This is a genomic window from Neisseria sp. 27098_8_139, from assembly GCF_041433195.1.
Lineage (GTDB): Bacteria > Pseudomonadota > Gammaproteobacteria > Burkholderiales > Neisseriaceae > Neisseria > Neisseria subflava.
The window spans coordinates 135,104-161,086 of record NZ_JAPWBA010000004.1 but is presented as its reverse complement, the minus strand read 5'-3'; the positions used below and the strand labels follow the sequence as shown (position 1 = coordinate 161,086).

The window sequence follows — 25,983 nt, the reverse complement described above, 5'->3', positions numbered from 1 at the left end:
TAAGAAAGGACATATCATGTTTAAAGACTGGCCTGAACATACCGCCTTGGTAAAAAAAGCATTCGGCGAACTGGGTAAAAACCATCCTAAAATGCTGCAAGCCTACGGCGCACTGGATCAAGCAGCCGCTGCCGAAGCACTGGATGCCAAAACTCGCGAACTGATCGCCATCGCCGTTGCCATTACCACACGTTGCGAAAGCTGCATCAGCGTGCATGCCGCCGCTGCAGCCAAGGCAGGTGCAACCGAAAGCGAAATCGCCGGCGCATTGGCCACTGCTATCGCCCTGAACGCAGGTGCCGCTTATACCTACGCTTTGCGCGCTTTGGAAGCAGTAGAAACCCAACGCTAATCGGTGTGTAAAATCAGGCCGTCTGAAAGCTGACTCCCCTTTCAGACGGCCTGATGAAATGCTAAACTGATAAAGTTATCATATTGTTTTCTGTCTAATAGGAGATTGAACCATGAAGAAACTGCTGACCGCCGTACTTTTTGCCGCCGCTGTTGCCACTCCTTTGGCCGCTTCCGCAGCCTCTATGCCTAAAGTTGAAAAAAGCGCGGCTCAACCTGCAAAAGCAAAAGGCGTTTGGATTGATGTCCGCTCTGCCGAAGAGTTTAAAGAAGGCCATTTGCAAGGTGCGCTCAATATTCCGCACGACCAAATCGTTGAACGCATCAAATCCGTCAGCCCGGATAAAAACGCACCGGTCAACCTCTACTGCCGCAGCGGCCGCCGTGCAGAAGCCGCGCTGACTGAGCTGAAAAAAGCCGGCTACACTAACGTAACCAACCATGGCGGTTATGAAGACTTGGTGAAAAAAGGTTTGAAATAAATCTAGCTGATTTTAAAAAGGCCGTCTGAAACTTTTCAGACGGCCTTTTTTGCCATTACAGGCAGCAACTTCCAAATCTCAAACGTTTGCTGAGGCCGGTTTCGTGAATCAATTGTTTGATAACCAAAATATTGGTGTTATCGGCCAAGGCGCGAATGCTGTGCGCTTCCATCGGTTCAAGACGGATAACTTGCAAGCCTTCGGTCTGCAAAACTTCGTCCACCGTTTTGATTTCGGCTTTGCCGTTTAAAACCAAAAACAAAATAATCGCATCCGCCTCATATGCCGGAATTTCATTATTCTTCTGCAGTGAAAGCTGAACAATCTCCTGATTGCCGTCTGAAGCAATCACGCCACCCAATAAAGCTTTGGGGTCTAACTCATAATGTTTCATTATTATCCTTTCCGCCCAAACGTTGCCGATTCATGGACAATCGCTCAAGCAAACCAGTACAATACCGCCCATCTTACCGATAGACACAATATTGTCACATGAACATATTAATCTCAAACGACGATGGTTATCTTGCGCCCGGTTTGGCAGTTTTAGCAAGAGTATGTGCAGAATTTTCCAATGTCAGAGTGGTTGCGCCCGAACGCGATCGCAGCGGCGTCAGCAATTCCCTGACTTTAGATCGTCCTTTACAACTGAAACAGGCGGAAAACGGGTTTTACTATGTGAATGGCACCCCGACCGACTGCATTCATGTCGGCCAGCATGCTCTTGCCGACTTCAAACCCGACTTAGTCTTGTCCGGCATTAACAACGGCGCAAACATGGGCGACGATACGCTTTATTCTGGTACGGTTGCCGCCGCGACTGAAGCCTATTTAATGGGCATTCCCGCCATCGCCTTCTCGCTTGCCGATTCCAGCGGCCGTTATTGGGAGACTGCGGAAAAAGCCGCTTGGATACTGCTTTCCTACTTTCTCAAACGCCCTATTTCCGAACCCATCTTATGGAACATCAATATCCCAGCCGTCGCACCTGAGGATATCCAAGGCATAAAAATTACACGGCTCGGGCGTCGTCATCATGAACAAAGCATTGTTCCCATGTATAATCCACGTGGCGAACAAATTTATTGGATTGGGCCGGTCGGCGATGTTTCCGACAGCGAAGAAGGTACCGACTTTGGCGAATGCGCGTCCGGCTTCATCACGATTACCCCCCTGCAAGTCGATTTGACTGCCTACGGACAAATGGAGCAAACCGCTTCCTTTTGGTCAGAAATCCCTGCGCCTTAACAGTCCCTAACAGCCGAACACTTGAGAAACAAGCATATTTTTATTATGATATGCTCCGATGAGAACAATTACCCGAATACGAAAGTCATTAACATGTTGAAAAAAAGTGTATCTTATGCCGGATCGGCAGCTTTGGTTTTATTACTTGCAGCCTGTGCCAGCCAACAACCGGCTCCTGTAGTCGTCGGCACACCAAGCGGTGGTTCAACAACAGGCTCTACCGCTGACAATCCTTACGGTGCAGCGCCTTACAATACCAACACCAGCCCAGCGGCAGATGCTCCATACACTCCGCCGGCAAGTACACCTGCTCCAACGTACAACAGCGGCAGCATCGGCACTTACACGCCTTCTTATGCGCCTGTTGATATTAATGCAGCGACACATACTGTTGTTCGTGGTGATACCGTTTACAACATCTCCAAACGCTACAACATTACCCAAGACAATCTGCGTGCATGGAATAACCTGGCCGACAACACCATCAGCATTGGTCAAACCCTGCGCGTGAAACCTGAGGGCTACGTTGCACCTGCAGCTTCTGCAAGCAAACCTTCTACTCCAACAACGACAACCACTGCTCCAACCCCAAGCACTCCTGCCAATACACCAACCGTGTCTACCGGCAGCAGCCGCAACGTCAGCGGCATTACATGGCAGCGTCCGACTACCGGTAACGTTATCGCCAACTTCGGTGGCAGCAACAAAGGCGTAGATATCGCTGGTACGCAAGGCCAGCCTGTTGTTGCAGCGGCAGACGGTAAAGTCGTTTACGCAGGCTCAGGCTTGCGCGGTTACGGCAACTTGGTCATCATCCAACACAACTCCTCATTCTTGAGCGCATACGGCCACAACCAACGCCTGCTGGTTAATGAAAACCAAACCGTTAAACGCGGTCAAACCATTGCGCACATGGGTAATACCGATGCATCTCGTACCCAGCTGCACTTTGAGATCCGTCAAAACGGCAAACCGGTCAATCCGGCAAATTATGTTGCCTTCTAGGCTGATTCAAGCAACCTAATTTCAATTCAATCCCTGCCTAAATGTCATTTAGGTAGGGATTGTTTGTACCGGTTCCCCATGAAATTTCATCTCCCCCTTCTTTATACCCTGCTATTGGGCGGTTGCGCCGCGTTTTTGCCTTCATTGGACGAACGTACCCAAAGCAGTTATCTTGACATACCTGCAACGCCGCGGCTGGACAGCGCATTAGGCATTCCTTCTACATCCTCCAAGACCGATGTTTCCCATATCTATCTGCTGAACGATGCCCATGAAGCCTTTGTCGCCCGTGCAGCCCTGATTGAATCCGCCGACCATACCCTCGATTTGCAATACTATATCTGGCACAACGATATCTCCGGCAAGCTTCTGTTCAACCTGATTCATCGCGCGGCCGAACGCGGCGTCCGTGTGCGTTTGCTTCTGGACGACAACAACACCAACGGCATGGATGATCTCCTGCTAGCACTCGACAATCATCCCAATATCGAAGTCCGTCTGTTTAATCCCTTTATTTTCAGAAAATGGCGTGCACTCGGCTATGTTGCCGATTTTCCGCGACTTAACCGCCGAATGCACAACAAATCGTTTACCGCCGACAACCGTGCCACCATTTTGGGAGGGCGCAATATCGGCGACGAATATTTTAAGGTTAACGACGATACCATCTTTGCCGACCTCGATATCCTCGCTACAGGCCGCGTCGTAACCGAAGTTTCTCAAGACTTCGACCGCTATTGGGCAAGCCATTCCGCCTACAACGCAACCAGCATCATCAAACGGGGAAATCTGCAAAAAGGATTGGCAGAGCTCAATTACACCGACCAAGATAAAAACCAAACGCTCATCCGCTACCGTCAAAGCATCGAACACTCCAACCTCTATCAAAAAATGCAGAGCAACCTTCTGGAATGGCAAAGCGTCAGCACACGCCTAATCAGCGATGACCCGGCCAAAGGCTTAGACCGCGACCGGCACAAACCGCCTATTTCCGAACGCCTGCAAGACGCCCTTAAGCAACCCGAAAAAAGCGTTTACCTTGTCTCCCCTTATTTTGTACCAACAAAGTCGGGCGTTAAGGCCATAGAAAAGCTTATTCACAACGGCGTGGACGTCACCGTCCTGACCAATTCCCTCCAGGCAACCGACGTTGCCGCCGTCCATTCCGGCTACGTCAAATACCGCAAGCCCTTGCTTAAAGCCGGGGTCAAACTTTACGAGCTCCAGCCCAACCACGCCGTTCCGACCTCCAAAGACCGCGGCTTGACCGGTAGCTCCGCCACCAGCTTGCATGCCAAAACTTTCATCGTGGACGAGAAACGCATTTTCATCGGCTCATTCAACCTCGACCCACGTTCCGCACGCCTCAATACCGAAATGGGGGTCGTCATTGAAAGCCCCGAAATCGCAGGCCAAATGCAGCGCACCCTCGTTACAACTACCCCAAGCTATGCCTATCAGGTAACGCTTGGCAATTACAACAAACTATACTGGTATGACCCAAGCGAAAAACGAACTTACGCACACGAACCCGAAGCCAAGTTCTGGAAACGGATGACTTCAAAAATCCTGTCCATCCTACCCATAGAAGGATTATTATAGAGGCCGTCTGAAAACAAAAATCATGCGGCCGGAGGAATTCACCATGTCTCGACTCATCTGCAAAACCCTATTTGTTTGTACCACCGGCCTATTGTTGGCCTCCTGCGGCACCACTGGCAAGCATAAATCCCACAAGCCGCAAACAACCGCCAGAACAGTCCAACCTGTCCGTATTTCCCATATCGACCACACCCAAGGTTCGCAGGAATTGATGCTTCACAGCCTAGGCCTGATCGGCACACCCTATAAATGGGGCGGCAGCACCACAGCCACAGGCTTTGACTGCAGCGGCATGATCCAATACGTCTATAAAAACGCCCTCAATGTCAATCTGCCACGCACCGCACGCGATATGGCCGCAGCCAGCCGAAAAATTCCCGACGGCAAATTGAAAGCCGGCGATCTTGTCTTCTTCAATACCGGCGGCGCACACAAATACTCCCATGTCGGCCTCTACATCGGCAATGGCGAATTTATCCACGCCCCCAGCAGCGGTAAAACCATCAAAACCGAAAAACTTTCTACTCCGTTCTACGCAAAAAACTATTTGGGCGCACATACTTTTTTTACTGAATAAATCAAGGCCGTCTGAAAGGTATCGCAATATCATCATTAAAGGCCTGTCAATCTTGCAGCAATGTTATTTTAGAGTTTAAAAATCGCTATCCAAATATTCAATTAAATATTTTTACAGGAAAATAGAATCATGGAAAAAATAAAAAATTATATAGAATTCAAGAAATTATTTAAAAATATAACGGAAAAATTTGTCAGAGATTTAGATATAACATTAATTGAAGCAGCTGAATATTCTATAATTGAATTCGAAATTTATTTATCTGAATATCCGGAAGATAGTACATTTATTTTTACAGCATGGGCAATCTATCTGTTAGAAAATAACTGTCTCAATGAAAGAGGAAAAGATAATTTTTTCATCGCGGAAATGAAAAAATGTTATCAACAAACTAATTTGGATAGAATAAAATCTATCTATTCTTCGAGTGACTATCATATTTTTGCTAAGGATGTAAACAAGATTCAACAAACATTTAAATTAAATCTTGCCAATATCATGCAGCAAGAGTAGCAACTGTATTTTTAACCCCGTAATACCTTTCAATCTATTGCCGATGAGTAACGCTTGATTGCAAGATACGCCCATGCAAAATTTACCCATAATAAAGAAATATAAAAATAACAATTAGTTTCAACAACTTAAATCATCTTCCGCCCTATCATTTTACAAATACGAAACCATCAAGGATATATCATGCACACAGAATCCGTTCTAACCCTCCTCAAAACACTGCAAAACCAAATCTGCGCCGCGCTGGAGCAAGAAGATGGCAAAGCCAAATTTGTGCATGAAGCATGGACTGGGAAGCTGGGTATCGGCGAAACCCGTGTATTGAAAAACGGCGCAGTATTCGAGCAGGCAGGTGTGAATTTTTCGCATGTAAAGGGAACAAAAATGCCGGCTTCTGCTACGGCCCATCGTCCGGAATTGGCAGGCGCGGCATTTGAAGCCATGGGCGTGTCGCTGGTCATTCATCCGAAAAATCCTTATGTCCCGACCAGCCATGCCAATGTACGCTTTTTTATTGCCTATCCTGAAAATGCCGAGCCGGTTTGGTGGTTTGGCGGCGGCTTTGATTTGACGCCGTTTTATCCGTTTGAAGAAGATATTGTGCATTGGCACACAGTGGCGCGGGACGTATGCGCGCCATTTGGCGAATCGGTTTATCCTGAATTCAAACAATGGTGTGACGAATATTTCTACTTGAAACACCGTAACGAAACACGCGGCGTGGGCGGCCTGTTTTTTGACGATTTAAACCGCTGGGATTTCGATACCTGCTTGAATTTTATCAAGGCAGTCGGAGAAGGCTATATCGCAGCGTATCTGCCGATTGTGGCAAAACGCAAAAATATGCCTTATGGAGAACGTGAACGCGATTTCCAACTCTACCGCCGCGGACGCTATGTCGAATTTAACTTGGTTTGGGACAGAGGCACACTGTTCGGTCTGCAAAGCGGCGGCCGTACGGAAAGCATTTTGATGTCCATGCCGCCTTTGGTACGCTTCGAGTATCAATATGTGCCGGAAGAAGGTTCACCCGAAGCACGCCTCAATCAATTCCTTATACCGCGCAACTGGCTGGAAGAAGCCGGCAGATAGTTTTACCTGTCAAAGGCCGTCTAAAAAGCGATTCTCACTGGTTGAGACTACCTTTTCAGACGGCCTTTGCTTCAATTGCTTTGAATTTGCATACCTTTGCCTATTGCGCTGTTTCCTCTCTATAGAGTTTTTGAGACAATGCGCCCATATAAAAATCACCTCACAAACCACACTAAAAAGGAATAATCGGTGAAACGCATTTTCTTATTTATCGCGACCAATATCGCAGTTCTGGTTGTCATCCGTGTTATTTTGGCCATCTTGGGCATCAACAGTACCGACCAAGTCGGCAGCCTGTTGGCTTATTCCGCAGTCGTCGGCTTCAGCGGCTCGATTGTCTCCCTACTGATGTCGAAAACCATCGCCAAACATTCGGTCGGCGCCGTCGTCATTAACCAGCCCCAAAGCGAAGAAGAAGCTTGGCTGTTGGCAACTGTTGAAGCGCAAGCCCGTCAATGGAATCTGAAAACGCCGGAAGTAGCCATTTACGACTCTCCCGAACCTAACGCCTTTGCAACCGGCGCAACCAAAAACAGCTCGCTCGTCGCTGTCAGCACCGGCCTGCTCGACCACATGACCCGAGATGAAGTCGAAGCCGTTTTAGCGCATGAAATGGCGCACGTCGGCAACGGCGATATGGTAACGCTGACGCTGATTCAAGGTATTGTGAATACTTTTGTCGTCTTCTTGGCGCGTATCGTTTCCAGCATGGTGGCGCGCAACAATGACGGCAGCACGTCGCAAGGTACATATTTCATGGTCAGCATGGTATTGCAGATCGTATTCGGCTTTCTCGCCAGCATCATCGTGATGTGGTTCAGCCGCCAACGCGAATACCGCGCTGATGCAGGCGCTGCAAAACTGGTGGGCGCGCCGAAAATGATTGCCGCCCTGCAACGCTTAAAAGGCGGCACCAGCGACCTGCCGCAAACCATGACCGCAATGGGCATTGCCAGCGAAGCCAAAGATTCTTGGTTCAGCACCCATCCTTCTTTGGACAACCGCATCAACCGTTTGAAAAACCGCTAATCAAAAACATCAAGGCCGTCTGAAACATCCATTTCAGACGGCCTTTTTTTATTTCTTCATCAATGCCCGTTTGATGATAATCATCCAATCTTTTTTATCCAACAGCGGGCGTTGGTTGAACACGTCATATTTGCAACCATCCAGCTTCTGCAAAATCAACTGGCCGCCGACAATAATCATGCGCAGCTCAAAACCGATTCGTCCTTTGAGGGTTTTGCCCAACGGCGAGCCTGCCTTCAGCATTTGAAAAGCACGTTGACACTCATGCGCCATCAGTCGTTGAAAAGCAAAGTCGGCTTTGCCGGCCGCAATCTGCTCTTCGCTGACTTTGAACTTCTGCAAATCTTCTTGAGGGATGTACACGCGCCCTTTCTGCCAATCTACCGCCACGTCCTGCCAGAAATTAATCAGCTGCAAGGCAGTGCAAATGCCGTCGCTTTGCGCCATGCTCACTTCATCAGTTTGCCCGTACAAATGCAGCATAATGCGCCCCACCGGATTGGCGGACAAGCGGCAATAGGCAATCAATTCGCCAAAGTTTTCGTAACGGGTTTTGACCACATCCTGACTGAACGCCGCCAGCAAATCATAAAACGGCTGCAACGGTAATTGAAACGGCTCAATCGCTTCGTTGTACAAACGCTGCATTAAAGCCGTTTGCGATTTCCCGCCTTGTGCAATGCGGTCTAACTCTGCCTTCAGCTCGTCCAGTTGGCGCAGGCGTTCGGCTGCTTCGGCATTGCCTTCGTCGGCAATATCGTCCGCCGTCCGTGCAAAAGCGTAAACGGCGTGAACCGGCTTGCGCAAACGGCGCGGCAGCACAATGGAGCCGACAGGGAAGTTTTCGTAATGATTGACTGACATGGGAAATCCGAAAATTTAAAATAAAATGTTTTTGCTGACAGGCCGTCTGAAATTCAGACGGCCTTACGTTTGGCCGCAAAGAAATCCTGCAATACGCTTTGGCATTCTTCTGCCAATATGCCGCCCAAAATTGCGGTATGCTTGTTCAGACGTTTGTCGGCAAACAAATCGACCACACTGCCTGCCGCGCCGGTTTTGGCTTCGGCCGCACCATAAATCACGCGCCCGACCCGCGCCTGTATCAAGGCAGATGCGCACATAGAGCAAGGCTCTAATGTGATGTACACGTCGCAATCTTCCAAACGGTAGTTTTGCAAGGCTTTGCCAGCCGCAGCAAGCGCATTGATTTCGGCATGGTGGCTGACATTGTGGTCGCCAATGCAGGTATTGTGTGCCGCTGCGATTGCCTCGCCTTGATATACGATGACCGCACCAACAGGCACTTCGCCCAATGCCGCCGATTGTCTGGCCTGTTCTATCGCCAGCCGCATAAAGGCTTCCATATCATCTTGAGAAGGGAAAACGGCAACAGGCGGATGGTTTTTCAAAGCCTCGCCCAGCTCCGTCTTTCTCTCCTCGGAAATATGCCGGACATCCATACCTGAAACCAACGTGTCCAGTTGCCACAAGGTGCTTTTGGTTACGGTCAAACCCGACGCTTTCAGCAATAAAAATGCGCCGACTGCGCCGATTTCCTGTAAATCTTCCCGTGTACAAATACCCAATTCTTTTAGCACGGCCAATGTTTTAGGCGCAAGTGGTGGCGTGTTCAGCATGGATTATTCCTGAAAATGCTGACGCGCCAAGGCTAAGGCCGTCTGAACATAATCGCCGTCTGCGTAAGGATCTAACGTGTGCGCCAAAGGAATTTTCCGCAACCAGGTCAACTGGCGTTTGGCAAGCTGGCGCGTGGCGATAATGCCTTTTTCGACAAAGGTGTCATAATCGGTTTCGCCTTCGAGATAATCCCAAGCCTGACGGTAGCCCACGCAGCGCATAGACGGCATATCGGCATGCAGCTGCGGATAATCACGGCGTAAGCCGTGCATTTCATCTAGGAAACCGTGTTCCAGCATATTTAAAAAGCGTTTTTCGATTTGGCAGTGTAACAAATGACGGTCTTCGGGGATAAGGGCAACCGTGCATAAATCCAATAAAGGCGCAGCCTGCTTCTGCTCTGTGAAATGTTCGCTCAAAGGCTTACCGGTCAGAAGATAGACTTCCAAAGCGCGCTCAATACGCTGGCTGTCATTGGCTTTCAGACGGCCTGCCGTAATCGGGTCAACTTCCTGCAAACGGCGATACAGGCCTGCCAGACCGTGTTCGTTTTTTTCCGCCTGAAGCTGTGCGCGCACCGCCGCATCCGCACCGGGTAAATCGTTCAAACCTTCCGTCAGCGCGTGGAAATACATCATCGTACCGCCGACAATCAACGGATAGCGACCGCGCGCATGTATTTCGTTCACCAAGCGCACGCAGTCGCCGACAAAATCCGCCGCGCTGTAACTTTCCAGCGGCGAGATAATATCAATCAAATGATGCGGTACGGCGGCAAGCTCTTCGGCAGTCGGCTTGGCCGTGCCGATGTCCATGCCGCGATACACCAGCGCGGAATCCAAACTGATGATTTCCACCGGCAACGATTGGGCAATATTTAAGGCCAGTGCGGTTTTACCGCCGGCGGTCGGGCCGAGTACGGCGAAGGCTTTGGGCGCATTCATAAGAAAACGGAAAAATTAAAAATGCGATTATAGCAAACCCGGGCAAACCATATTTCAGACCGTCTGAAACATTTGCTCTACATTATCAAAAGCGTTACACTTGCTGCGCCGTTTCAGACGGCCTTTTATATTGATTTTAAACCTGCTGCTGCCGTCATTGCGCCGGCAGTCAAGCCGTCAGCGACACTGCGTCGCTGTAAACACGAAAGAACACACTATGACCGTATCTCCCGTAGCCTTGCGCCGTCAAACCGAGCGCAAGCCGCATCCGACTGCGCGTTATTGGAAAAAATGCGATGTCGAGGCTTTGTTTGGACTGCCTTTCCTCGACCTCGTTTTCCAAGCCGCCGAAATCCACCGCCAAAACTTCAACCCGCGCGAAATCCAACTCTCCACCCTGCTCTCCATCAAAACCGGCGGTTGCCCCGAAGACTGCGCCTACTGCCCGCAATCGGCACACCACAACACCAATCTGGGCAAAGAGCAGATGATGGATGTGGACGAAATCGTCGAAAAAGCCAAAATTGCCCAATCGCGCGGCGCCAGCCGTTTCTGCATGGGCGCGGCATGGCGCGGCCCCAAACCCAAAGACGTGGCTGTCGTTTCCGAAATCATCAGCGCGGTGAAGGGCTTGGGCATGGAAGTTTGCGGCACCTTCGGCATGCTCGAAGACGGCATGGCTGAAGACTTCAAAAAAGCCGGTTTGGACTACTACAACCACAACCTCGACACCGACCCCGAACGCTACAACGACATCATCCACACCCGCAAACATGAAGACCGCATGGATACTTTGGGCAAAGTCCGCAATGCCGGTTTAAAAGTCTGCTGCGGCGGCATCGTCGGCATGAACGAAACCCGTGCCGAACGCGCAGGCCTGATTGCCAGCCTTGCCAACCTCGACCCTCAGCCCGAAAGCGTGCCGATCAACCAGTTGGTTAAAGTAGAAGGCACGCCGCTGGCCGATGCCGAAGATTTGGACTGGACGGAATTTGTCCGCACCATCGCTGTGGCACGGATTACTATGCCGCACAGCTACGTCCGCCTGTCCGCAGGCCGCAGCAATATGCCGGAATCCATGCAGGCTATGTGTTTCATGGCTGGCGCAAACTCGATTTTCTACGGCGACAAGCTGCTGACTACGGGCAATCCGGACGAAGACGGCGACCGTCTGCTGATGGAAAAATTGAATTTGTATCCGCTGCGCTTTGAATTGGAAGAAGAATACAAAGCCGCGCAGGAAACGCCTAAAATCAAAGTTGACTACTAACCGCCATCATAAAAGGCCGTCTGAAACTTTTTCAGACGGCCTTTTATCGTTATTCAACATCAAAACCTTCAATCTTCTGTATCCATTCTTCCTTTTCCGCCTCGCTCAAAAACGAAGCGCGGAACGAATTGGCGCACAAGGTTTTGATTTCTTCCGCACTCAAATCCAACGCCTCGGCAAGCGCTTCAAAATTGCGGTTCATATAGCCGCCGAAATATGCCGGATCATCGGAATTGACAGTTACCAACACGCCGCGTTGCAACATACGGCGTAAATTGTGTTTTGCCATCGCCGGAAATACTTTTAATTTCAAATTGCTCAACGGACAAACGGTTAACGGCATTTGCTCTTTAATCAAACGTGCCATCAAGGCCCCATCTTCTTCCGCCCGTACGCCATGATCGATACGGCGGACATGCAGCAAGTCCAAAGCCTCGTAAACATATTCCGGCGGTCCTTCCTCTCCGGCATGCGCCACCGTCAACAAACCCTCCGCCCGAGCCTGAGCAAACACACGTTCAAACTTGGATGGCGGATGCCCCAGCTCGCTCGAATCCAAGCCTACGCCGATGATGTGTTCTTTATAAGGCAAAGCCTGATTTAAGGTTTCAAATGCGCTTTCTTCCGACAAATGCCGCAGGAAACACATAATTAAACGCGTACTTATGCCCCATTGCTGCCCGGTTTCACGGCAGGCGCGGACAATGCCGTTCATCACGGTTTCAAACGCCACGCCACGCGCAGTATGGGTTTGCGGATCGAAAAATATTTCCGTATGCACGACGTTGTCTTCACGGCAACGCTCAAGATATGCGCGGGTCAAATCGTAAAAATCCGCCTCGTGCAGCAAGACGCCGGCACCGGCATAATAAATATCCAAAAACGACTGCAGATTGTGAAAATCATAAGCCTGCCGTACCGCATCGACATTCTCATAAGGAATCGCTATGTGGTTGCGCTTGGCGATTTCAAACATCAACTCCGGCTCGAACGTCCCTTCGATATGGACGTGCAGCTCGGCTTTGGGCAAGGCTTGGATAACTTGTTTGATATTCATATTTTCTCTGATTTTCGGTTTATATTTAATATTGAAGGCCGTCTGAAACTTTCAGACGGCCTTTGACCATTTATCTGTTAAAAACCATTTTCCATCATGATTATCCTTTCAATAATAAACATATGTATATAAATATATTTTTATTTTCTAATAATTCATATACCCCCATATATACCCACAAATTCAAATCATCTTGAGCAATACTAAATACAACAAAAATGTTGTATTTAGTATTGCAATCACAACATTTTTGTTGTATTATGACCTTACTGTATGGAAAGGAGGTGAATGATGAAATACAGCGAATTCAGGAAATGGCTACTCTCTCAAGGTGTAGAGTTTACCACGCTAAAACGCGGAAGCCATCAATTAATAAAACTTGGTAATAAAACATCAGTTTTCCCAAACCATGGTAGTAAAGAAATCGGTACGGGATTGGTTCAAAAAATCAAAAAAGACTTAGATCTTAAATAAATAAGAAATAAAAAGGAGCAAGCTCGGAGGAGCTTGCTACCTAATAACTATACTGGATTACTAAATGAAAGGTGCATATGTTAGCTTACCCCTATACTCTAACGCCAGACGATAATGGTACTTTATTAGTAACATTCCCAGATATTCCGGAAGCTGTCGCAGTCGGAGAAGACGAAGATACAGCAAAAATCGAAGCAATTGATGGCCTGATTTGCGCATTAGAAGGATATTTTGAAGACAGGAAAGCAGTCCCTCTGCCATCAGAAAATGATGGTGAGCATGTTGTCGTTTTACCGGCATTAGAAACAGCTAAAATCCTGCTACTTAATGAAATGGTACAACAAAATGTAAAGAAAGCCGAAATGGCAAGAAGATTAGACGTACACATGCCGCAAATTGACCGCCTACTGAATTTGCGTCACAATACAAAAATTGATTTTTTGGAAAAAGCCGCTGAAAAGCTCGGCAAAAATCTGAATATCAGCTTCTCTTAACCTACTCTTTCCATACAGTAAGCTTTTATAGAGCAAGCCCCCGCAAGGGGGCTTTTTCATTCACCAGAAACAATACGACCATAAGCCTGCCATTCAGCCAGATCATTTCTTTGCTGGTCTGCTACTTCTGCCATTCCAGCATATTCAGCCGCGCATTTTCCGAATAATGCCCAGCCTTTGGCAACTTCTTCGCCATCAGATGCACGGGCGGATGGAGCGGTTGCGGGCAGGTTTCGGCTGCCACTTTGACGGGCGACGTATTCGCGCAGGCGGTTAAGCTCAACGCGCAGATCAGCATTAATTTTTTCAGCATCTTGTTTTTCCTTTTCTAACTCTACTTGGCGGGCAACGAATGCAGCGGCGGTTTTCTTTTCTTTTTCACGCGACTGCTTTGCCTGCTCGATAAATGAATCTTTCAATTTAGCAGAAATATCCGCGCTCATTTCATCGCGTCCGCGTCGATATTCCGCTTTGCGGTCGGCTTGCCATGCGCCGATACAGATTGCAATCACAAGTAAAACCGCAATCAATTTCCAATTTTTGAGCAACGTTTCAACCATAATTCCAACATATCCTTATAATTTTTCAGCTCACGTTCGGCAAATTCAAAAGCCGCGAAGTCAGCGGCTTCGCTGGCTTCGCGGCTTTTTTCTTACCACATCGAGACTTTATGTTTTGCAAACTCGACGGGATTATCGCTATGCCTCGCTTACCCCTTGGCTCGCCGTAGCAACAGCATTTATCAGATTATATCGCTCAGGCGACGGGCTAGACGGCACCGGCTTACCATCAACCAATTTAGACGGCCAGTAGTAGCCATCAATGTCTGCGGCGTTAAATGGCACAACAGACACGGTATTGCCCTGATTCCCGCCTAAGCCCAAAATCTGACCTTTGGCGTTTTTACCGACCACGAAGAACACATGACCGCCGCCTTGTCGGGACTTGACTGCAATGCAGCCATAGGCAGGTTTTGACAGCTTCGTCAGTCCCGCGCTTGCCCACGCTTTGGCGCGATACCAATCCTTGATGACGGCGCGATTTGCTTTGCCTAAACAATGCCCCACAAACAAACCGCACCAAGGCGTCTCATCTTCAAAATACCAAGATTTAGCCGCATTAGGAAATGTCCCCATATCTTTCAGCCATTGTACGATTGTTGGGTTATGTTTTGATCCAACAAACTCTTTCAAACCGATGTGTTTTCTTGCTTCTTTGAGCCATTCTAACTCTTGCATTTTTCGTTCTCCAAATAAAAAAGGCCGTCTGAAAATCAAACGACCTGTCGTTACTCATTATCGATAAATTTGTTAGCCGTTTTCTTGACCCACTTTTTCATCAAGCCCGGAGCAAGGGTTTTCACGGTATCCATTGCGTGACCTGTCAAAATACCGACAAACGCGCCGGCAATAGCGCAAGTCCATACTTGATTAACCATCAAAAACCGTTCCACTACCGCCGCCGCCGCTACTGCCGATACAACCGCCTCAAACAAACTTGACACGATTTTGTCGTGGTCTTTGATACTCGACCACGCACTACCGACAATGCCTCCCCCTATGGCAAACAAGTAGCCAAATTGGAAAAAATCCATTATTCCCCCTTTAGGCTGTCTTTCAGTTTTTCGCCCGAAAACAAGAATTTAAGTGAGTTATTGCCGGCCAAGACGCATAAGAAAGCCAGAATTGGCGGAATGACCATGCCCGTGTGAGCAGGCGGAAACGCTCCCCAGAACGCCTGCGCCGTCAGATACCAAATGAACGCCGACACCAGCAATAAGTAGCCTGAAAAGACGTTGCCCTTGTACGTCTGCCAGTACATCGCCGCCAACTGCAACAAGCCGATACCGCCGAAAACGGGAATCAGGATAGATTCAGGTATCGTCTTGAATTTGTAATAAATAGGCCAGTTGTAGATGTCCACTGGCGAAAACGCAAACACGGCGGCATAGCCAATCATCGACAGCCCACTGGCAAACTCAACCACGCGCGTGCCTGTGCCAAACAGCCACTTTTGAAAACGCACAGGCAGAAAACGCCATTCCAACATATATTTAACCCATTTTAGCGAGTTACTCATTTTGTTCCTCCAAGAAAACCAGTGTTGGTCACGCTTGCCGTCTCGCCTGTTGTTACCTTGCCAATGGTTACAGTTGCTGATTTGCCGTCAGAACCTTTTGGCCCTGTGTCGCCTTTATCGCCTTTCTGACCCGGCAGGCCACGTTCGCCATTTGTGCCATTTGTACCAGGTAAGCCAGGCAATCCTCGTTCGCCTCGCTCTCCAGTATCGCCTTTGTCCCCATTCGCGCCTGTATCGCCTTTCTCGCCTCGTTCGCCTTTGAACTTAGCGAGGAACTCCTCAAAAGTGCCGGTAAAACCAAGCTCTTTTTTAGCGCGGTCGTACAAGTCCTGACCAACACCATTGATGATAGCGGCGGCTTTTACGTCAATCTCGATTTTTGGCGTTTCGTCAGACAGCCTGAAAATATATTCAGTCATTTCGTGATTACCTCCAGCAGTTCGATTTCCCCACGAATCAGCGTTTGATGGGTAGAGGCGTTCAATATGTCATATCGCGCCCTACGCCATTTCACGCCGGCAGAAAATTCAGGCGGGAACGTTAAAAATAAAACCTGACCGTCTTTAGTCAGGTTTTCGCTTCCGTCAAATTCGCCGCCGACACTTGGTCGGAATGTCATCTTTAAATCAAAAGACGACAAGTCGTATGGCTTGCCGTCCGATGTGATTGAGATTTCAAACCGCCGCGCGTTTCCGGTCGGGATTTCGATGTTAAGCGTTGGGATATGCGCTTTAATTTTTACAGTATCGCCCATAATCAACCTCTACAAATTGCTCACGCTCTTTGCTGACACGATGGCGGCAAGGTCGTTGGGCGACCAACGCCAGCCTGCGGGTAACCCCAATGCGGCGGCGCACCACTCGGAGCAAAACCAGCGGCGGCGGCTGTGCCGCAACCCAAAGGCAATGCCCAATGCGCCCTTCAAGTCGTAGCCTTGGCCTTTGGTTTCCGCCCATACCCTTTGCAGACGTTCGTGTGCCTCGGAGGTTGACACCATTGGGATTAAGTCCCACTTGTCATCAGGCAGCGGCATCTTTTTGGCGCGTACGCCGCCGTCCCTGATGGAGGCGGAGTAGCAGGTATAAACCGATGCCTGCGGATGTTCGCGCACCGCAATCTCACAATGGCTGTACTTGCCGCGTGTCAAAACACGGGTGAGCCAGTCGGTCGCCCTTGCACACCATACGCGCCAGCCGCTGCCGTCGCGGCGGCCTCGATAAAGGGCTAGATAGATGGGTTGCGTATTCATTTCGCGGCCTCCTCAAGCTCGGTGGCGGGCTGCTCATCAAAGTTTGCCGTCCAGCCGTCGCTGTAGTCGTATTCCAGCGGGTGTTCGGCTTTAAGCATGGCGGCTTTATGGCGTTCGGCGTTGATAAAATCCGCCTCCTCATCATCGTGCATGGTCTGCATGATTTCGCGCAGCAGCTCGGGTGTGAGCATCAAAAAGCTGTTATCCATCGTTTTCCAGTTGATGGGCTTTTTAAAACCGCCCGTTACGCTTTCCAGTGCCAGCGCTAGGTATTGCAGGCGGGTGGCGTCGTCGGTCTGAAACCACTTCCCAACCGATTTGGCGTACACCCCATGCCGCAGGTTGTCGTAGCGCTTGGCCTTGATGCGCTCCCACATCTCATCTTGCTGCTCGGCTTTGAGCCGGGCGGCACACTCTGGGTCAATCTGCCATTGAGTGCCGTCCCATGTGCTGGATGGGCATGGCGCGGGGTCGGCCAATACAGGCTTGCCGTCTTTGCCCGGCATCACGATTTGGCCGGTACATTGCCCGACAACCAGCGCCTCATGCTCGGCGGCGGTAAGGGCGATCGCACCTTCCGGCGGCGTATCGTCGGTGTGCAAAAATCCGTTTTGGTAAAAATACACAGTCATGATTCAGCTCCTTTATTTCCAACGCCCGATGGCGACAAAATTAACCGTCACATCCGGGGTGTTATAGTTCGGCTCGTACAACCAGTAGTGCACGGCCGACCGGTTACTCTGCCTGCTGTCAATGGTTACCCAAACATCGCGCACGTTGACTTCCGGTGCAGATATGGTGGCGACCACCACAGGGGCGGTGACAAAGGCCAGCGGCCACGTCAGCACCCGGGCTGTCGGGTTGTTATTGTGGTTTTGGATGCGCACCGTGCCGGATTCGATTTGTGTGCCGTCCGGCAGCCTGCAAATGTCAAACGTGCCGATTTTTTGGTGCACGGTGAGCGCGGCCACTGCCTCGGCAAAGTCGGTGATTTCGGCGGCACGGTGGGTGTGGGCTTTTAGAGCTACCTCATCGCGGTTGGCCTTGCGCTGTATATCTGCCGCCAGCGTGGAGGCATCCAATACACCGGCATTGGTTACTTTGCCAAACGCCTTAATCCACATCACCACGTCGTCCAGGCTGTTTTGAGCTTTAATGCACAATACCATCGCAATGGCTTTAGGGCGCACTTCGTGCGCCACCGGCACGCTGCGTGAGGCATCAAACGTCAGATAGTTATAACCTTGGCGGTGGCCGTCAATATCGGTGATGTAGGCGTTCGGTGAACCTTCGCCGCCGAACACGCCTTCCGGGTCTTTCGGGCCAAGCCCGAGCGTGCCATTGTTGTCACTGCAGAACGATGTTTTGCCCTTGATATTTCGGATGGCGTCGCCCTGCTGCGTGCCCACCGCAAGGCCGCCCGCAGCGTTACGGATAAAGCGGTCGTCGGCCTTGGGTACGGCATCGATTGAGCCGTACTGCGCCACCAGCTTGCGGTAGAGCTCTGGATAGGCGGCCTGCGTGACCTTGGCAGCAATCTCGTCGTACTTAATCCAGCCGTCCGGGATGTCCGCAACCGGGAAGTGGGCAGTCATGCCGATGTCGGAGCGCGTGAGGTTGGGCAGCTTGTTGCCGCCCAGTACGCGATACAGGTCGGGATAGGTGGATTGATTAAAGGGGCTGCCGTCGGCTGTCAGGTAGCCTTCGGGGTTGGTAACCGCGCGGGGGAAACCCACCACTGCGCCTACGGGCAAACCTTTGCCGCCGGCCTGCTCATCGATTAGTTTTTTCAGGGCGGCAAGCAGCTGGTCGCGCTTATCTGGATTAAGTGCCACACCCGCGCCCTCAATCACATTACAAATCTCCTCCTGCACATGGTTGCACCATTCGGCGTTAAACGCCGTAGGCAGCACGCCACGCGGCAAATCGCCGTTTCTAAAACCTGCTTTGCCGTTGCCGAACAGGTCGGCAACGGCGGAAGAAGTGGAAATCCGCTGCATAATCAATCGCTCCTAAACATATTTAAAAATCAGATAAGTGTGCGCCGGTTTAAGCCTGTTGAGCACGCACTCAATAGCGCTGCTTTGATACAGCTGCAGCGGGCTGTTGCAATCATCGTTGCAGTTGGCCGGTCGGTGGTCTCCGCTGCCGCGCAACGATACCGCCCAACAATAGCTGTCATTGTCGGAGTACAGCGCGGCATTGCAGTCATCATTGCAGGTGGCCGGGTAAAACTCGGTGATTTCCGCCTGTGGTTGCCCGGATACGCGCAACAGGTGCAGATAAAACGCCTTGCTTTGCGCCCCGCCGCCTGCCAGCCGCGCTACCAGCGCCATGCGCCGCGCCTGAATATCGCCGGCTGCCGCTGCGCTGCATTCATCCGGCAGCCCGGCAGTAGCCTCCCACTCCGGCAATGTTTCGTATGCGCCGTATGGCGTGGCTTCCGCCAGCAGTTCGGTGGCGCGTTGCTCAATACGGGCTAGCTCTAATGCCAGCGCCGCAATAAAATCGGCCAGCGCCGGGTCGGATTCGGTTGCCCAGGCGCGGCCGGTGGGCAGCAGCGCGGTAAGTTGGCTGCGGTAGGCAGCCTGCCTGATGCTTAAGTCCACGAGATACCTCCCAGCACCGCGATTTCGTCTTGCTCACACACCACATCCGCTGTGGGCGCAAGCAACATATGGTGTGTTTCGCCCGCCGCCAAACTAACCGCCTCGCTGATGCGCGAGATACGGATAACCGAGCCCAGCGAAGCTTCGCGCCGGTAAAACAGACGCAGTGAGTTTTCCACCGCCTGCCGCACAGCGGCGGTATCGGGATACACTTTGATGCGGTGCGCCACGGTTTTTAGGCGCGGCGCGACGACCGACACCCGCGCCGTTACCGGGCGCAGTAGCTCTAAATGCTGCCGTACCGCATCCAACAGCGTACTGTTGGGCACAATGTTGTCGCCGCCTGCCACATACACCACCACGTGGTTAATCTCGCCGCTGTTTGGCTTAACCCAAGCGCGGGCAATACCCGGCACCTCGAGCGCCCAGCGGATATAGTCCGCTACACTGCCGCCCATCGGCGGGTTGCGGATGCGCTGCAGTAAGCGTTCGCGCAGCTCTTCGTCGCTTTCTGCCGCTGCGCCGCCGGAGAGACCGCCACTATCCACCGTGGCCATGCCGCCGCTGTGGCGCAACACTGCCCCGGCGCTGGCGTTGCCTGCCGGGCCCGGCTCCAACGCATCCAGCAGCACTGTATTGCCGGACACCGCGCGCACAGAATAGCGCACACCGTCTTCACGCCGCAGCTCATCACCCACCAAAGGCAGGCCGACGGACACAGTAGCCTGACCGCTGGCAAACGCGGCGGGCTTGCGCGGCACGGTAAGCCAGGTGCGGGCGTGGCGGTCGAGGTCATCGCCTGCGGCCGTGATTGGCAGCATTTGTTGAGCAATCCAATCCAAATGCCCGTGCAAGAGGTGCGATGCCGCGCCCAAAGCTGCGCCGAATACCGATGCCACATCACCTTCCTGCGGGTGCTGGTAGGGCGAGAGGCGGCTGCTGATGTCCAATTCCACCCGCCGGCACAATTCCGGTAGGCTTGGTCGTTCAAACGCCATGATTTACGCTCCACAAATAATCAAAACGGCGGATTTCTCCGCCGTCTTTTTCGATTTCGATATACAACATCGCGCAAGTGAGCGTGTGCCGCTCCGCCCGCACCCGCACTGCCGCTGCGATTTTCTTTTCTGTGAGCCAGGCGAGCGCCTCGGCGGCATATTCCTCCGCCCGCAGCAAGGTGTCGGCAGTAATTTTCTGCCGTTCCAGCAGCCACAGCCGCGAGCCGATACGGCGCGGGCGGAAGCTATCGCCCCACCAGCCGCGCTTGTCGCCGTCTCCGCCGGGCAGTACATCGTCGTTTTCGGCACGCCGGTCGGTGCCCAGGCTCATCCATACTGCCGATTTAAGCCAATCCACCCCGGCAAACAACAGGCGGCAGCCGCCGTCTGCTTGAGGCATCAGTCCCAGCATAATGCTTACTCCATTTGTTCGTTCGGCTGGTCGGTATTGCCGCCGCCGTCGTTTTCGTGGTGGGTGTGGCGGTTAAACAGCGCGCGCATCAAGCCCATGCTAAATTTGCCGCCTTGGTCTTTCACGTCTTGGGCAAACACCGCCGATTTGGTGCCGTTTACTTCGCCGTCCAGCGTAATTTTCGGCGCTTTGATGGTGGCTGATGTTTTGGCATTAACCTCAAACACAGGGGTCTCTATCACGCATTTGTCTTTGTACAGCGTGATGTGATGCCCCCATAGGTTGTAAACCGCCGCCTCACCCTCGGCCAGATTGTTGCGGCGCGTGCCCTTGTGCTCGGCGCACAAGGCAATCGGGTGGTCGTGGTTTCCCGCCACAAATACCACCACCGCCTCGCTGCCCACCGGCGGATGTGCCGAAAAACCGAATGGCTGGAACAGCTCCACCTCGTCATGCACATCGCCCGCCTGCGCCTCCAGGGTAACGGTTTGCGTGGCGGCGGCATCGTTAATTAAATTTAAAATCGCGCGGCCGATCATGTTTTTCAGCGCCTGCATTATGATTTTCCTCTTTCAAAGTTTCCGGGTTTGTAATTGCCTTGCGCATCGGGTTTGATCACCAGCACATCGCCGGATACCGCGTTTTGCCCCTTACCCTGCCGCCCGCGTTTGCCGCCACTGCGGCCTTTACCGCCACTGTGGCCTTTACCGCGTGCGGGTTTGGCGGCGGTGTTGCGGTTGGCTTTTTCCGCTGCTTCGGGCGATGGCAGCAGCGCTTCCGGGCGGATTAGCTCGATTTTGGTTATCTCGCCCGAATCATCGTAGCCGTACTCGACCGCCGAAATCAGCAATTCGCCCTGTACTGCCAGCGTAGCCGCTTCCACTTGTGCCCGCTGGTTGATGTCCCACAGCTGGCCATTGTGCTGCGTCCAGCCCGCCACTGTGCAGGATAGCTGAGTGCTTTTCGCTTCGCGCACCTGCTTTTCCCATTCCGCCTGCCGCCGTGCCATCTCGGGCGTAGCCTGCCCGTCGGCGGATTTGGCAAACGGCCGGTGGCGCTTGATGGCCTCATCCTTAACTGCCGAGCGCACATGAGCCGCCGCCTTGCCGTGGTCGTTGTCTTTGCCCGCCCGCTGGCCGGTGATGGTGTATTCTGAAAACCGCTCCGAATAATCGTAATCGGCCGTGCCGGATTTGATGTTGCCGCCTAAAACCAGCGGCGTAGCCGCCTGTTGTGCTCCGGCATGGGTCAAAACCAATGCGCCCCGTGCCTGTACCAGCAAAATACCGGCGATTTTCGCCGCCCGTTCCAAGGCTTTAAATACCGTTTCGCCCGGCTCGGTTTTAAACACCGCCAGCGGCTTGCCCGGCTCGGTCTCCAACACCACCTCGATACTAAACGGCGCACACAGCTCTTTAGCCAAGTCCAAAATCGACACATTACGCCATTGCTTCACGGCAGCGGCGCAATCCACCAAATCGCCGGTTTTATCCCGTCCGGCCACGGCAATGCTGTGGCTGCTGTCCGATACATCGAGCGTGGTTTTGTCGATATAGCCCTTAATCACCACCTGCCCGGCCACCCGCACTTCGCACTCGTCGTTCGGGCGGATCGGCCAATGTATTGCCTCGCCGCCCACGTTTTCGGTGCACTCGATGTTAAATGCACCAGCGGCAGTGCCGATGCTACGGCTGATGGATACGCTCGTCCAACCGCCGTACAAAACGCCGTTTACCAATAGCTCGATAGCCATTTACTGCTCCTTAATCCGACAACACCCGCAGCGGGCGCACCGGCATAAAGCCCGGATGCGCGACCGGGTTATGCCGCAAAATCTCGCTGCTGCGCCGCGCATCGCCGTGCAAGCGATAAGCCAATACCACCACTGGCAGCGGGCGCTGCGGGGTGTAATCCACTAGGCGCGGCAGTTCGTTTTCCGTGTCCGGCAAAGCCTGCACGATAGCGGCGCGCAAATCCTGCGCCGCCGAAAATGCCGAATCCGGCAGCTGCGGCGCGAGCTCGTCTAACCACGCCAATAGCAGGCGGCGCAGCGCCACCGCCTCATCCAGCGATTCAAACAGCGGGGCGGCGGCCGCCTTCGGCGCAATGCGGCTGGATGGTTGGTTGCTGCCGCCACCGAAATTGCCACCCGGCTGCGGCAGCTCGATATGCACATCATCCGGCCGCACAACCGCCGTGGCCGCAGCCGCATTTAAAGCCGCAGCCTCAAACAACACCTGCACCGCCTGCCGGTTGGATTCGGCACGCTGATACGGCGTAGGGTTGGCTGGCAGCCCGCGCGATACTTCGCGCTTCCCTGTGCGAAACGCCTTGGCCAGCCCCATAATGCCGCCCAAAGGCTGGCCGAAGCTGCCGGTTAAATCGGTAAACAGTCCGATGATGCGGCTACCCAACACCGCCGGTGTTGCCGATAGCTCGCCCACCGCATCCAACAACTGCCGCACCTGCCGCAAAAACGGCGATTGTTTGGACAAATCCAGCAGACCGCCCACCGTAGTCAGTCGCTGGATGCGCTCGGTGAGCGCCTGCAGATTGTCGCGGCTTAAAAAATCCGGCAAGCCGTCCAAATCAAACCACTTGCCGAAGGCTTCGGCCAGCTGCCCGTCCAGCGTATCCGCCGCATCCAACAGGTTGCCTGCCGGGTCGGATTCCGCCGCCGGATAGCGGCTCTCGCCCGCCTCCACAAAGGTTAAATCAAACACCGCCATGCCACCGGCTTCGCCGCTCTCGCTCACGCTTACCGCTGTGCATACCACGCGCAGCGCACCGAAATACGGGTGCACCAACTGGCCGGGCCCGGGAGCGTTTACCGCATCCAGCAGCGCATCACGGGCTTGCTGGTAGTCCTTGCCCACCACAAAGCCGCGCAGCGTAAAACCCCGTGCCTTCGCGCCGAGGTCTTCCACGTAGGGCTTGTCGCGGCCGGGGTATTCGTGTACCACCACCCGCCGACCCTGCTCGCTGCTGTGCGCTTCCACGCCGAATGCCGCCTGTTTAAAAGAGGCCGGCCGCAGCCTGTCTTTCCACGCCATTTTTTTGCTCCTAAGTTGCCAGGCTGTAACCTTGCTTAGTGCTCAACTGCACGCCGTTGCTGGCCCGAGCCTGCATCCGCGTGCCGCGCGGCACATTGCTGTGGTCAATATGTACCGCCACCTTATTCAGGTTTTGCATTTTACCCACCAGCGCACCTGCAGGGCCCGTACCCGGAGCCGCCGCGCCATCGCCGCCACCGAACACCGAACGCACCGTATTGCCCAGTGATTCCAACTTGTCCAATGCCCACTGCAGCTTTCCGCGTATCCAGTCCCATACCCCGGAAATATAGCCTTTCAGCGCCTCAAAACCGCCGCGCATCAGGTTGATCGGTGAGAAGCCGGACAACACCCCGCCGATGGCGGAAAGTGCGGCAACAAAGGTTTGCCGGATTTGCGGCCACACCCCTTTCAGGTAGCCCCACACCGCCGTCATCGACTGGATCATCCAACCTACAGGCGTAAAATTGAGAAATAAGTAGCCAAGCGCCTCAAACGCCGAAGCGCACAGCTCCTTAATCAGTTCCCACGCCTCGGCAAACGCGCCCGACACCTCATCCCACAATCGGCTGAAATAGGCGCCGATGCCGTCCCAGTTGCGCCATATCACATACACCAAACCGGCAAACGCCGCCACCAGCCCGATAATCCACGTGATCGGATTGGCCAGCAGCGCGGCGGTAAAGCCCCAAATCGCCGGCAGCGCGCCGATTAAAGCCACCGCCAGCGAGCCTACCGCCCACGCCACATTCACAAACGCCGCTACCAGCGGCAGGGATAGAATCGCCGCCACCACCAGCATTGTGTTACCAAAGCCGCCGAGATAATTGTTGATTTCGTTGAATTTCTCGTATAACTTGGTACCAAATTCCCAGGCTTTTTCAAAGGCGGTTACCAAGTTTTTGCCGATGGTTTCGGCCAGTTTCTGCAGGCTGCCGTCTTGCGCCATCGCATCGATTTTTTCCAGCAGTCCGCTTAGTTTATTTTTTAGATAGTCGAACACGCCAGAATCGGCGATCATCAGCTTAAAGCGCTCCCAGTTGTCCGATAGGTTGGACATCATGCCAGCAAATGTGCCTGACAACTTATCCATCGCCCCGCCGTATTTTTCGTTCCAAATGGTCTGCAGGGTGGCGCGGATTTGTTCGCGGTTGTTCTTGTCTGCCATTGCCCTCATCTGGCGCCCGTGTTTATCGGTGTATTCGTAGATGATGCGGTTAGTACCTTTAATGGCTTCCGCTTTAATCCCAAACTCTTTCAGGCGCTCATTTTGCCCGGTCATGGCATCGGCAATCGCCTCCACCGTCTGCATCAGCGGCTTGCCCATACCGGCAGCAGTATCGCCCAGTGTGGTCAGCAGCCCGTCTTTAATCGGGTCGAGGCCGTAGGATTTCAGCTTCACAAAGGCTTCGTTCACTTCGCTCAATTCGTATGGCGTTTTCGTTGCGAACTCGCTTACCCACGCCATCGACTGCCTGGCTTTTTCACTGCTGCCTTCGATGGTTTCCAGCACGCTACGGTAGCGCTCAAATTCGCTGGCGGTATCCACCACGCCCTTAACCATAAACACCGCGCCAGCAGCCAGCACCGCCCCGGCCGCCGCATAATGTTTCAGGGTGGCGGTGGCCTGATCGGTAGCCCGCGACACCTGCGCCATTGCCCGCCCCACGCGCCCGTTATTCAGCGCGCCGAAACGTTCGCGGATGGTGCGCAAGGCGCGGCTGGCCCGGTCTTGTACGGTTACTTCGATTTCGGTTTTCGGTTTGGACATTTTGCTGCTCCATAAAAAAGCCGCCTGATATTC

The 25,983-nt window shown here is 52.6% G+C and carries 33 protein-coding genes and 1 pseudogene; 13 read left to right on the top strand and 21 right to left on the bottom strand.

The annotated features are described in order from the left end of the window. The first annotated feature begins 16 nt into the window (after positions 1-16). Both O3660_RS06575 and O3660_RS06570 read left to right on the top strand, forming a co-directional pair. Complete coding sequence (locus tag O3660_RS06575) at positions 17-352, top strand: carboxymuconolactone decarboxylase family protein (RefSeq protein WP_003686488.1); 336 nt, start codon at positions 17-19, stop codon at positions 350-352. 112 nt (positions 353-464) lie between these two features. After that, positions 465-833, top strand: coding sequence for a rhodanese-like domain-containing protein (locus tag O3660_RS06570; RefSeq protein WP_049351660.1), 369 nt, complete (start codon positions 465-467; stop codon positions 831-833). Positions 834-888: 55 nt separating this feature from the next. On the opposite strand, the gene O3660_RS06565 is transcribed toward O3660_RS06570, so the two are convergent. Further along, positions 889-1,227 carry a hypothetical protein gene (locus O3660_RS06565; RefSeq protein WP_049351661.1) on the bottom strand — a complete coding sequence of 113 codons (339 nt, stop codon included), beginning with the start codon at positions 1,225-1,227 and terminating at the stop codon, positions 889-891. 98 nt (positions 1,228-1,325) lie between these two features. On the opposite strand from O3660_RS06565, the gene surE reads away from it, so the two are divergent. The 8 genes and pseudogenes from surE (at position 1,326) to htpX (ending at position 7,899) form a co-directional block, all read left to right on the top strand. After that, positions 1,326-2,081 carry a 5'/3'-nucleotidase SurE gene (gene surE, locus O3660_RS06560; protein ID WP_049351662.1) on the top strand — a complete coding sequence of 252 codons (756 nt, stop codon included), beginning with the start codon at positions 1,326-1,328 and terminating at the stop codon, positions 2,079-2,081. A 93-nt stretch (positions 2,082-2,174) separates the two neighbouring features. Beyond that, positions 2,175-3,086: a peptidoglycan DD-metalloendopeptidase family protein gene (locus O3660_RS06555; protein WP_371464703.1), complete on the top strand. Its 912-nt coding sequence runs from the start codon at positions 2,175-2,177 to the stop codon at positions 3,084-3,086. Positions 3,087-3,164: 78 nt separating this feature from the next. Beyond that, positions 3,165-4,688, top strand: a complete 1,524-nt coding sequence (locus O3660_RS06550; protein WP_049351664.1) for a phospholipase D family protein — start codon at positions 3,165-3,167, stop codon at positions 4,686-4,688. Between the two features lie 43 nt (positions 4,689-4,731). Continuing rightward, complete coding sequence (locus O3660_RS06545) at positions 4,732-5,265, top strand: C40 family peptidase (protein ID WP_049351701.1); 534 nt, start codon at positions 4,732-4,734, stop codon at positions 5,263-5,265. Positions 5,266-5,294: 29 nt separating this feature from the next. Beyond that, positions 5,295-5,390 (top strand): annotated as a pseudogene (locus O3660_RS06540) (deaminase domain-containing protein); the annotation flags it as partial. Positions 5,391-5,394: 4 nt separating this feature from the next. Further along, positions 5,395-5,778, top strand: coding sequence for a hypothetical protein (locus tag O3660_RS06535; RefSeq protein ID WP_002219725.1), 384 nt, complete (start codon positions 5,395-5,397; stop codon positions 5,776-5,778). A 183-nt stretch (positions 5,779-5,961) separates the two neighbouring features. Next, positions 5,962-6,870: an oxygen-dependent coproporphyrinogen oxidase gene (hemF, locus tag O3660_RS06530; RefSeq protein ID WP_049351665.1), complete on the top strand. Its 909-nt coding sequence runs from the start codon at positions 5,962-5,964 to the stop codon at positions 6,868-6,870. A 189-nt stretch (positions 6,871-7,059) separates the two neighbouring features. Next, the gene (gene htpX, locus O3660_RS06525; protein ID WP_049351666.1) at positions 7,060-7,899 is read left to right on the top strand and encodes a protease HtpX; all 840 of its coding nucleotides are present in this window, start codon (positions 7,060-7,062) and stop codon (positions 7,897-7,899) included. A gap of 48 nt (positions 7,900-7,947) precedes the next feature. On the opposite strand, the gene hpnC is transcribed toward htpX, so the two are convergent. Genes hpnC through miaA form a run of 3 tightly spaced genes read right to left on the bottom strand, consistent with a single transcriptional unit; the run spans position 7,948 to position 10,484 of the window. Next, positions 7,948-8,763, bottom strand: coding sequence for a squalene synthase HpnC (gene hpnC, locus O3660_RS06520; RefSeq protein ID WP_049351667.1), 816 nt, complete (start codon positions 8,761-8,763; stop codon positions 7,948-7,950). Positions 8,764-8,816: 53 nt separating this feature from the next. Next, positions 8,817-9,539 carry a tRNA adenosine(34) deaminase TadA gene (gene tadA, locus O3660_RS06515; RefSeq protein WP_049351668.1) on the bottom strand — a complete coding sequence of 241 codons (723 nt, stop codon included), beginning with the start codon at positions 9,537-9,539 and terminating at the stop codon, positions 8,817-8,819. Positions 9,540-9,542: 3 nt separating this feature from the next. Next, positions 9,543-10,484, bottom strand: a complete 942-nt coding sequence (miaA, locus tag O3660_RS06510; protein WP_049351669.1) for a tRNA (adenosine(37)-N6)-dimethylallyltransferase MiaA — start codon at positions 10,482-10,484, stop codon at positions 9,543-9,545. Between the two features lie 217 nt (positions 10,485-10,701). Here miaA and bioB point away from each other — a divergent pair, with 217 nt between their 5' ends. Then, complete coding sequence (bioB, locus tag O3660_RS06505) at positions 10,702-11,754, top strand: biotin synthase BioB (RefSeq protein WP_004519884.1); 1,053 nt, start codon at positions 10,702-10,704, stop codon at positions 11,752-11,754. A gap of 49 nt (positions 11,755-11,803) precedes the next feature. Here bioB and O3660_RS06500 read toward each other — a convergent pair whose 3' ends face one another. Next, a complete protein-coding gene (locus O3660_RS06500; RefSeq protein ID WP_049351670.1) occupies positions 11,804-12,811 on the bottom strand; it encodes an adenosine deaminase in 1,008 nt (335 codons plus the stop codon). Positions 12,812-13,099: 288 nt separating this feature from the next. Here O3660_RS06500 and O3660_RS06495 point away from each other — a divergent pair, with 288 nt between their 5' ends. Then, a complete protein-coding gene (locus O3660_RS06495) occupies positions 13,100-13,285 on the top strand; it encodes a type II toxin-antitoxin system HicA family toxin (protein ID WP_234395568.1) in 186 nt (61 codons plus the stop codon). A 77-nt stretch (positions 13,286-13,362) separates the two neighbouring features. Beyond that, positions 13,363-13,779, top strand: a complete 417-nt coding sequence (locus O3660_RS06490) for a type II toxin-antitoxin system HicB family antitoxin (protein WP_049351671.1) — start codon at positions 13,363-13,365, stop codon at positions 13,777-13,779. A 56-nt stretch (positions 13,780-13,835) separates the two neighbouring features. On the opposite strand, the gene O3660_RS06485 is transcribed toward O3660_RS06490, so the two are convergent. From O3660_RS06485 to O3660_RS06410, 16 genes are all read right to left on the bottom strand, one after another. Continuing rightward, positions 13,836-14,339: a hypothetical protein gene (locus O3660_RS06485; protein WP_371464702.1), complete on the bottom strand. Its 504-nt coding sequence runs from the start codon at positions 14,337-14,339 to the stop codon at positions 13,836-13,838. A 138-nt stretch (positions 14,340-14,477) separates the two neighbouring features. Then, entirely contained in the window at positions 14,478-15,017 is a 540-nt protein-coding gene (locus O3660_RS06480; protein ID WP_371464701.1) for a TIGR02594 family protein, read from the bottom strand. Between the two features lie 50 nt (positions 15,018-15,067). Next, entirely contained in the window at positions 15,068-15,373 is a 306-nt protein-coding gene (locus O3660_RS06475) for a hypothetical protein (RefSeq protein WP_371464700.1), read from the bottom strand. Then, entirely contained in the window at positions 15,373-15,858 is a 486-nt protein-coding gene (locus tag O3660_RS06470) for a hypothetical protein (protein ID WP_371464699.1), read from the bottom strand. The genes O3660_RS06475 and O3660_RS06470 overlap by 1 nt, the downstream gene beginning before the upstream one ends. Next, a complete protein-coding gene (locus O3660_RS06465; protein ID WP_371464698.1) occupies positions 15,855-16,277 on the bottom strand; it encodes a hypothetical protein in 423 nt (140 codons plus the stop codon). The genes O3660_RS06470 and O3660_RS06465 overlap by 4 nt, the downstream gene beginning before the upstream one ends. Continuing rightward, complete coding sequence (locus O3660_RS06460) at positions 16,274-16,612, bottom strand: hypothetical protein (protein ID WP_070827006.1); 339 nt, start codon at positions 16,610-16,612, stop codon at positions 16,274-16,276. The genes O3660_RS06465 and O3660_RS06460 overlap by 4 nt, the downstream gene beginning before the upstream one ends. A 9-nt stretch (positions 16,613-16,621) precedes the next feature. After that, the gene (locus O3660_RS06455; RefSeq protein WP_371464697.1) at positions 16,622-17,107 is read right to left on the bottom strand and encodes a hypothetical protein; all 486 of its coding nucleotides are present in this window, start codon (positions 17,105-17,107) and stop codon (positions 16,622-16,624) included. Then, a complete protein-coding gene (locus O3660_RS06450; protein WP_070827004.1) occupies positions 17,104-17,739 on the bottom strand; it encodes a DUF4376 domain-containing protein in 636 nt (211 codons plus the stop codon). The genes O3660_RS06455 and O3660_RS06450 overlap by 4 nt, the downstream gene beginning before the upstream one ends. A 12-nt stretch (positions 17,740-17,751) precedes the next feature. Then, positions 17,752-19,107 (bottom strand): phage tail protein, encoded by a 1,356-nt coding sequence (locus O3660_RS06445; RefSeq protein WP_371464696.1) that lies wholly within the window; start codon positions 19,105-19,107, stop codon positions 17,752-17,754. A 12-nt stretch (positions 19,108-19,119) separates the two neighbouring features. Continuing rightward, the gene (locus O3660_RS06440) at positions 19,120-19,716 is read right to left on the bottom strand and encodes a YmfQ family protein (protein WP_371464695.1); all 597 of its coding nucleotides are present in this window, start codon (positions 19,714-19,716) and stop codon (positions 19,120-19,122) included. Then, a complete protein-coding gene (locus O3660_RS06435) occupies positions 19,707-20,684 on the bottom strand; it encodes a baseplate J/gp47 family protein (RefSeq protein ID WP_371464694.1) in 978 nt (325 codons plus the stop codon). The genes O3660_RS06440 and O3660_RS06435 overlap by 10 nt, the downstream gene beginning before the upstream one ends. 19 nt (positions 20,685-20,703) lie before the next feature. After that, a complete protein-coding gene (locus O3660_RS06430) occupies positions 20,704-21,126 on the bottom strand; it encodes a phage GP46 family protein (RefSeq protein ID WP_371464693.1) in 423 nt (140 codons plus the stop codon). 5 nt (positions 21,127-21,131) lie between these two features. Continuing rightward, complete coding sequence (locus tag O3660_RS06425) at positions 21,132-21,683, bottom strand: phage baseplate assembly protein V (protein ID WP_371464692.1); 552 nt, start codon at positions 21,681-21,683, stop codon at positions 21,132-21,134. After that, positions 21,683-22,879, bottom strand: coding sequence for a phage baseplate assembly protein (locus tag O3660_RS06420; protein ID WP_070826999.1), 1,197 nt, complete (start codon positions 22,877-22,879; stop codon positions 21,683-21,685). Before O3660_RS06420 ends, O3660_RS06425 begins: the two co-directional genes overlap by 1 nt. A 10-nt stretch (positions 22,880-22,889) precedes the next feature. Next, positions 22,890-24,179, bottom strand: a complete 1,290-nt coding sequence (locus tag O3660_RS06415) for a DNA circularization protein (RefSeq protein WP_371464691.1) — start codon at positions 24,177-24,179, stop codon at positions 22,890-22,892. Between the two features lie 10 nt (positions 24,180-24,189). Further along, positions 24,190-25,950: a tape measure protein gene (locus O3660_RS06410; protein ID WP_371464690.1), complete on the bottom strand. Its 1,761-nt coding sequence runs from the start codon at positions 25,948-25,950 to the stop codon at positions 24,190-24,192. Positions 25,951-25,983 lie beyond the last annotated feature (33 nt).

Excerpts from the sequence above, each read along its gene's own strand:
- O3660_RS06575 (WP_003686488.1), top strand. The coding sequence starts at position 17 with ATGTTTAAAGACTGGCCTGAACATACCGCCTTGGTAAAAAAAGCATTC.
- O3660_RS06570 (WP_049351660.1), top strand. The coding sequence starts at position 465 with ATGAAGAAACTGCTGACCGCCGTACTTTTTGCCGCCGCTGTTGCCACT.
- O3660_RS06565 (WP_049351661.1), bottom strand. The coding sequence starts at position 1,227 with ATGAAACATTATGAGTTAGACCCCAAAGCTTTATTGGGTGGCGTGATT.
- surE (WP_049351662.1), top strand. The coding sequence starts at position 1,326 with ATGAACATATTAATCTCAAACGACGATGGTTATCTTGCGCCCGGTTTG.
- O3660_RS06555 (WP_371464703.1), top strand. The coding sequence starts at position 2,175 with ATGTTGAAAAAAAGTGTATCTTATGCCGGATCGGCAGCTTTGGTTTTA.
- O3660_RS06550 (WP_049351664.1), top strand. The coding sequence starts at position 3,165 with ATGAAATTTCATCTCCCCCTTCTTTATACCCTGCTATTGGGCGGTTGC.
- O3660_RS06545 (WP_049351701.1), top strand. The coding sequence starts at position 4,732 with ATGTCTCGACTCATCTGCAAAACCCTATTTGTTTGTACCACCGGCCTA.
- O3660_RS06535 (WP_002219725.1), top strand. The coding sequence starts at position 5,395 with ATGGAAAAAATAAAAAATTATATAGAATTCAAGAAATTATTTAAAAAT.
- hemF (WP_049351665.1), top strand. The coding sequence starts at position 5,962 with ATGCACACAGAATCCGTTCTAACCCTCCTCAAAACACTGCAAAACCAA.
- hpnC (WP_049351667.1), bottom strand. The coding sequence starts at position 8,763 with ATGTCAGTCAATCATTACGAAAACTTCCCTGTCGGCTCCATTGTGCTG.
- tadA (WP_049351668.1), bottom strand. The coding sequence starts at position 9,539 with ATGCTGAACACGCCACCACTTGCGCCTAAAACATTGGCCGTGCTAAAA.
- miaA (WP_049351669.1), bottom strand. The coding sequence starts at position 10,484 with ATGAATGCGCCCAAAGCCTTCGCCGTACTCGGCCCGACCGCCGGCGGT.
- bioB (WP_004519884.1), top strand. The coding sequence starts at position 10,702 with ATGACCGTATCTCCCGTAGCCTTGCGCCGTCAAACCGAGCGCAAGCCG.
- O3660_RS06500 (WP_049351670.1), bottom strand. The coding sequence starts at position 12,811 with ATGAATATCAAACAAGTTATCCAAGCCTTGCCCAAAGCCGAGCTGCAC.
- O3660_RS06495 (WP_234395568.1), top strand. The coding sequence starts at position 13,100 with ATGATGAAATACAGCGAATTCAGGAAATGGCTACTCTCTCAAGGTGTA.
- O3660_RS06490 (WP_049351671.1), top strand. The coding sequence starts at position 13,363 with ATGTTAGCTTACCCCTATACTCTAACGCCAGACGATAATGGTACTTTA.
- O3660_RS06485 (WP_371464702.1), bottom strand. The coding sequence starts at position 14,339 with ATGGTTGAAACGTTGCTCAAAAATTGGAAATTGATTGCGGTTTTACTT.
- O3660_RS06480 (WP_371464701.1), bottom strand. The coding sequence starts at position 15,017 with ATGCAAGAGTTAGAATGGCTCAAAGAAGCAAGAAAACACATCGGTTTG.
- O3660_RS06475 (WP_371464700.1), bottom strand. The coding sequence starts at position 15,373 with ATGGATTTTTTCCAATTTGGCTACTTGTTTGCCATAGGGGGAGGCATT.
- O3660_RS06470 (WP_371464699.1), bottom strand. The coding sequence starts at position 15,858 with ATGAGTAACTCGCTAAAATGGGTTAAATATATGTTGGAATGGCGTTTT.
- O3660_RS06465 (WP_371464698.1), bottom strand. The coding sequence starts at position 16,277 with ATGACTGAATATATTTTCAGGCTGTCTGACGAAACGCCAAAAATCGAG.
- O3660_RS06460 (WP_070827006.1), bottom strand. The coding sequence starts at position 16,612 with ATGGGCGATACTGTAAAAATTAAAGCGCATATCCCAACGCTTAACATC.
- O3660_RS06455 (WP_371464697.1), bottom strand. The coding sequence starts at position 17,107 with ATGAATACGCAACCCATCTATCTAGCCCTTTATCGAGGCCGCCGCGAC.
- O3660_RS06450 (WP_070827004.1), bottom strand. The coding sequence starts at position 17,739 with ATGACTGTGTATTTTTACCAAAACGGATTTTTGCACACCGACGATACG.
- O3660_RS06445 (WP_371464696.1), bottom strand. The coding sequence starts at position 19,107 with ATGCAGCGGATTTCCACTTCTTCCGCCGTTGCCGACCTGTTCGGCAAC.
- O3660_RS06430 (WP_371464693.1), bottom strand. The coding sequence starts at position 21,126 with ATGCTGGGACTGATGCCTCAAGCAGACGGCGGCTGCCGCCTGTTGTTT.
- O3660_RS06425 (WP_371464692.1), bottom strand. The coding sequence starts at position 21,683 with ATGCAGGCGCTGAAAAACATGATCGGCCGCGCGATTTTAAATTTAATT.
- O3660_RS06420 (WP_070826999.1), bottom strand. The coding sequence starts at position 22,879 with ATGGCTATCGAGCTATTGGTAAACGGCGTTTTGTACGGCGGTTGGACG.
- O3660_RS06415 (WP_371464691.1), bottom strand. The coding sequence starts at position 24,179 with ATGGCGTGGAAAGACAGGCTGCGGCCGGCCTCTTTTAAACAGGCGGCA.
- O3660_RS06410 (WP_371464690.1), bottom strand. The coding sequence starts at position 25,950 with ATGTCCAAACCGAAAACCGAAATCGAAGTAACCGTACAAGACCGGGCC.